Source organism: Desulfosporosinus sp. BICA1-9 (assembly GCF_000802135.1).
The window spans coordinates 1-5,648 of sequence record NZ_JUEE01000004.1 but is presented as its reverse complement, the minus strand read 5'-3'; the positions used below and the strand labels follow the sequence as shown (position 1 = coordinate 5,648).

The window sequence follows — 5,648 nt, the reverse complement described above, 5'->3', positions numbered from 1 at the left end:
GGTAAGACTTGTACTATATCAGAAAAGTGGCCGAACGGGCTTATTTAACAAAATTGTTAGAATTCCGTTAACTTCATGTATTAATGTTAAAGTAAAATGATATGAGCACTTAAATAGAGAAGTATTCCAACAAGCAAGAAGTGATGGAGGAAAGACATTGAGCAGTAAGATTTTGATAGCTGACGATGACGATCGGATTCGGGAAATTGTGCGTATCTACCTTGAAGCGGATGGGTTTGAAGTTTACCAGGCAGAGGATGGAAGCAGTGCGATAGAGATGGTTCGGAAAGATAAGTTAGATCTTATCATTCTCGATCTAATGATGCCCGGATTAGATGGCTGGACGGTATGCAAGATACTGAGAAAGGAAACCAAGATTCCTATTATTATGCTCACTGCCAAGGGGGAAGAAAATGATCGGGTGTTGGGGTTTGATTTAGGAGCTGATGATTATGTCGTTAAACCGTTTAGTGCGCGTGAACTTAGCGCTCGAGTTAAGGCAGTGCTCAGAAGGTTGGAAGGGGAACAAAGTAAAGAACATATCCTTTCCTACCCTAGTCTAAAGATCAATCAAATTACTCGGGAAGTCGAGCTTTGTGGATTAAAGATAAACTTAACCGCTAAAGAATTTGACCTGTTGCATTGCTTGGCAAAGCGACCTGGGCAAATCTATAGTCGAGATCAGTTACTTAATATGGTCTGGGAATATGATTACTGCGGTGATTCCCGCACCGTCGACACCCACATCAATCGCTTAAGAGCTAAGCTCGAAAATCAACTGGGTTATTATGACTTTATTCAAACGGTTAGAGGGGTGGGTTACAAATTCGAATTAAGTGGTCGATAAGAAATAGCTTAGTAAGCAAGCTTTGGTTGGCAATTGTGCTTATAGTCCTAGGGGTTTTTCTGTTTTCAGTAGTGATTCAAGCACAGCAGATTAAATCGGCCATCTATGATCAGCACGCACAGCTTTTCATAAATGAGGCGCAAGAGGTCGTCTTAATTTTCAATAAGTATGAAGATACAGAGAGCATCGCTATCGACAAAAGGTTAGAGATCTTAGCTAATGTATTAAGTGCTAAAACTGCCATCCTGGACCCAGATGGAAACATCTTGTATGGTCAACCGGCTAATGATCAGTCGTCGAGCAGTTTGCTATTAGAGCCTGGTTTTAAGGAGAGAGTTCTTAGGGGTGAAAATGTCGTTTTCTCCGGTAAGCTCAGGGGGATCAGTGAAGAGATGTTTCTAGTAGCTGTTCCTTTAAAAAAAGATCAGCAGATTATTGGACTGGTGGTTATTTTCAGTTCTATAGAAAGCATGAAGCATCATGTTAACAATATTTGGGGAATTGCACTGATGGGAACATTGATCGGGATCTTTTTAGCGACTGTGTTAAGTATGCTTGTGTCCCGAAAGATGATTAGGCCCCTCGAAAAAATGGAAGAAACAGCCCGCCATATTGCAGAAGGTGAGTTTGGTCGGCAAATTGAGGTTACCTCCGATGATGAAGTAGGGCGGCTTGCGCGCTCGTTTAATCGCATGTCAAGTCAGCTTAGCGAAAAAATTGAGGCTATAGAACGAATTGATCGTCTAAGGCAGGAGCTTCTATCCGATGTGTCACATGAGTTGCGCACGCCCTTAACGGTTATCCAGGGCTTTTCGGAGGCAGTGTTGGATGGGCTAGTTAAGTCAAAGGAACAGGAGCAACTCTATCTGAATAACATTATTGACGAATCCCAGCGTCTCCGACGCCTAGTCGATGAGTTACTGGACTTAAAAGGAATGGAAGCCACTAAAACCTTTGATGAAATGGAATATGTAATCATGAATAAACTTGTTCAAATCACCGTTGAGCGCTTAAGATATATGGCCAATTCTAAGGAAATTAATCTAACGCTTAATGCGCCAGAGCAAACAATTATTGTACGGGGAAATATTGATCGTCTTAAACAGGTTCTTACGAATTTATTGGACAATGCTATTAACCATTCAGAAGTGGGTGGTGAAGTAAGTGTAACGTTGGGCATGAAGAATATGCATGCTTTTATAGCCGTAAAAAATGACGGATCAGGTATTCCTCGAGAAGAGCTCGAAAATATTTGGGAAAGGTTTTACAAGGTCGATAAATCTAGATTGAGGCGTGGAACCGGCACGGGCTTGGGACTTTCTATCGTTAAAAAAATTATGGAAATGCATGACGGAAAAGTATTGGTTGAAAGTGAACCCGATCAGGGAGCAGTTTTCACCATCTACTTGCCAGCTGCTGAACAAGCATAAATTTAAGCCTAACTGAACCAGTTATAAGCAAAAAGAAGACGATGCCCAGTCTTTTTTTTGTTTATAACAGAAATGTTAAAAACCTGTTACTTCTACGTAATAAAACAACGCTAAACTAAATCGACTGGGAAATAAGAGGGTGCAGTTCGAACAATTGGCAATCCGGTATTTGGGCTAAAGGATTGCTAGAAACTTCCTTGCCACAATAGACTCCAGAATGGAGTCTTGTTTATTTTAGACTCTTCCTCAGAATATAAGCGCGCTCTTGTTACTTTATTGTGACAATTTCTATGAAATGTTCACGTAATAAGAGGAGTGAGTTATGTTTTGATGTTGTTTGGATTTCAAAATTAAAGGAGAGTCGGAATGTTTGATAAGCAAAATTTAAAAAATCTGGACTTATCGTTTGTAGGGGCAGTACTCTTATTATTAGCCACGAGCCTCTTTGTCTTAAGCACTGCGTCTTATAATCTTGTAAATGGGCAACCCAATTATTATGTCGAACTTCAAGCAATGTGGATTTTAAGCGGAATATTCTTAGCTATTATGGTTACTCGAATTGATTACCAAGAGTTACAGAAATTCAGCGGGTATATATATGGGTTTAATATCCTATTGCTTTTAGCTGTCTTTGTTTTCGGAAGTGAAGCAAAAGGTGCCACTCGCTGGATACCCATCACTTCAAGTTTTTCAATCCAACCCTCAGAATTTGCAAAAATTTTTATGATCCTTTCGTTTGCAGATTTTTTAGTAAAACGTCAGGGTAAACTGAATCGTTTCAGAGATTTTATCGCGCCTTTTTTATATGTATTAGTCCCGATGCTCCTTATTTTCAAACAACCTGATTTAGGGACAAGCCTAGTGTTCGCGGCAATATTTATAGGGATGATGCTTATTGCAGGTGCGAATATTCGTAAGTTCTGTGGGTTATTACTTACAGGAGTAACAGCTGTCGGTATCGCACTATGGCTGCATTTTTCTACAAGCCTTCCCGGTTGGCTCAAATTTGCCGAGGGATTGCCTCTACCCTTGAAGGATTATCAGTTGAAAAGACTGACTGTTTTTATGAACCCAGCTTCAGACAGTGCGGGAGATGGGTATAATATTCTTCAATCGATGTGGGCACTTGGCTCCGGCGGGTTATGGGGTAAAGGGTATCGTCAAGGAACACAGGGACAACTAAGTTTCCTACCAGAACATCATACTGACTTTATCTTTGCAGTCTTTAGTGAAGAATTTGGATTTATTGGTGTAATTATATTACTATTTTTCTTTTTGATTTTCCTCATACGTGGTATTAATATTGCCATGCAAGCGAGAGATTTGTATGGTGTGTTAATAGCAGCGGGAATAATAACGATGATTTCATTTCACATTCTTGTCAACGTTGGCATGAATTCGGGTATTATGCCGGTTACTGGCATACCCTTGCCATTCATTAGTTATGGCGGAAGTGCCATGTGGGCGAATATGATCTCAATAGGACTCTTACTAAGTATTAATTTGAGAAGTCAGCGGTTGTTATTTCAATAGATATGACTTAGGGGGTAGTTTAAGATCATTCAATCCAAGCAAGATTATAAGCTCTATGTTACAGCCGACTTAGCTGCTCATTATCAAATACGGTACAGATGGTGGTTTAGGTTTACTCGACCACTCATACATTTTCAGCTTATGTTAAGGAAAGCGGAATATTATGAGCAATGCAGAAAGGACATTTTAGGGAAAATTTATTTAAGTGTTTTGAAATTTAAACTTATGAAACTGTCTATAAATCTAGGCTTTACAATTCCTCGGCACGTCTTTGGTCCTGGACTTAGTATTGCTCATTGGGGAAGTATTGTAGTACATCCCGATGTGCGGGTTGGTAAAAACTGTAGAATTCATTCAGCGGTCAACATAGGGCTCTATAAGGGGAAGTGCCCAATCATAGGGGATAATGTGTATATCCCCGGTGCAAAATTATTCGGGGGGATAACGGTTGGTGATAACGTAGTCATAGGGGCCAATACCGTAGTGAATAAAGACGTTCCGAGTAATGTTACGGTTGGAGGAATACCAGCAAAGATAATCTCAGAAAATGATTCTTCAGAATTAGTTGTAAAAGGATATGAAAGGGCATGCCGTAAAGTAAAGGGGAAGTCTAAAACAGGTGATTCTGAGAAACACATTGAGAAATGGACTTAAATGTTTCATTTCTCGCATACTTGAATATGCAAATTGGTTTGATACAGAGTTCGCACCTTTCATCGTAAGGAGGTTGGTTAGAGATCAATAAAAGAGAACGGAAACCTTATGTCTATAGGCTTTGGGGCTTAAACAGTGTAATAGTCCTCATATTTATAATTTTAACCGTAAATATCTGGGGCTTGCAAATTTCCGAAGGTTCATATTATGCCGCTAAGGCCGAAGGAAATTACATGAAGCTTGTCAAAGTGCCCCCTACACGAGGAGATATTGTGGACAAAAATGGAAAGATTCTTGTAACAAGTGTTCCAGAGTTTGTTCTTAATCTAGATTTAATGGGTTTGCAACGATCCGAAGGAAGCAATTGGAAAGATGTTATTAAGAGATTAGCAGGGTACATTAAACCGTACTGGACTTATCCCGATCTATCAATTGAATCAATTACTGAAGATATATTGGTTATTACTCAGAACCATCAGTGGGAACGTTATCGTAACGTTATGATTCTAGCTAAGGTTCCTCAAGAGCTCCAAGCCATTATTGCTGAGCATCAGAATGAGCTCCCGGGCGTGAGTGTGGATGCGGTTCCGCTTCGCTCTTACCCCCAAACAACTCTAGCTGGTCAGCTCATGGGATATGTTCGTGAAATAGGGGAGAAGGAGATTGAACAGTTCAATCAAAATGCAGATGCCCAAAAGGCGGGATTTGTCTACGCTCAGGGGGATATGATTGGGAAGATGGGGGTAGAGAAATCCTATGACTTCTGGTTGCGGGGTAAAGAGGGCATTCAACAAGTTGAAGTCGATAATCGAGCCCGCCCAGTTTCTAAACAATTAATCGAACCACCGGAACCGGGAATGACGGTCCAATTGACGATTGATGCGGATCTGCAAAAGGTTGTGGAAGAAAGCCTCGATCAAGTGATTGCAGATGTTCAAAAGAACACTAATCCCAATGCAAAATCTGGGGCTGCCGTGGTGATGGATGTAAATTCAGGCAAGATTCTTGCTATGGCTTCTAGGCCTGGGATGGATCCTAACGATTTGACCGGCATTATTTCCGAGGCAATGTTTGAGAAGTATTTTACAAATGAAATCGCGCCAGCGGCTTCCCTGAATAGAGCGTTGTCTGGGGTGTATGCACCGGGATCAACCTTCAAGATGGTGACAGCGATGGCGGCCTTG

5 protein-coding genes are annotated in these 5,648 nt (G+C 40.8%); all 5 read left to right on the top strand.

The window, feature by feature from the left end; all coding sequences use genetic code 11:
• Positions 1-157 precede the first annotated feature (157 nt).
• Positions 158-847, top strand: coding sequence for a response regulator transcription factor (locus tag JL57_RS00340; RefSeq protein ID WP_034140062.1), 690 nt, complete (start codon positions 158-160; stop codon positions 845-847).
• A gap of 26 nt (positions 848-873) precedes the next feature.
• On the top strand, positions 874-2,277 hold the full coding sequence (locus tag JL57_RS00335; protein WP_034140061.1) for an ATP-binding protein: 1,404 nt from the start codon (positions 874-876) through the stop codon (positions 2,275-2,277).
• 366 nt (positions 2,278-2,643) lie between these two features.
• A complete protein-coding gene (rodA, locus tag JL57_RS00330) occupies positions 2,644-3,810 on the top strand; it encodes a rod shape-determining protein RodA (RefSeq protein ID WP_034140060.1) in 1,167 nt (388 codons plus the stop codon).
• Positions 3,811-4,035: 225 nt separating this feature from the next.
• The gene (locus JL57_RS33135; RefSeq protein WP_291299533.1) at positions 4,036-4,464 is read left to right on the top strand and encodes a serine O-acetyltransferase; all 429 of its coding nucleotides are present in this window, start codon (positions 4,036-4,038) and stop codon (positions 4,462-4,464) included.
• An 83-nt stretch (positions 4,465-4,547) separates the two neighbouring features.
• A partial coding sequence (locus JL57_RS00320) for a penicillin-binding transpeptidase domain-containing protein (RefSeq protein ID WP_034140063.1) occupies positions 4,548-5,648 on the top strand: 1,101 nt, incomplete at its 3' end.

Bases quoted from the DNA above. Each gene is read 5' to 3' on its own strand.
- rodA (WP_034140060.1), top strand. From the start codon at position 2,644: ATGTTTGATAAGCAAAATTTAAAAAATCTGGACTTATCGTTTGTAGGG.
- JL57_RS33135 (WP_291299533.1), top strand. From the start codon at position 4,036: ATGAAACTGTCTATAAATCTAGGCTTTACAATTCCTCGGCACGTCTTT.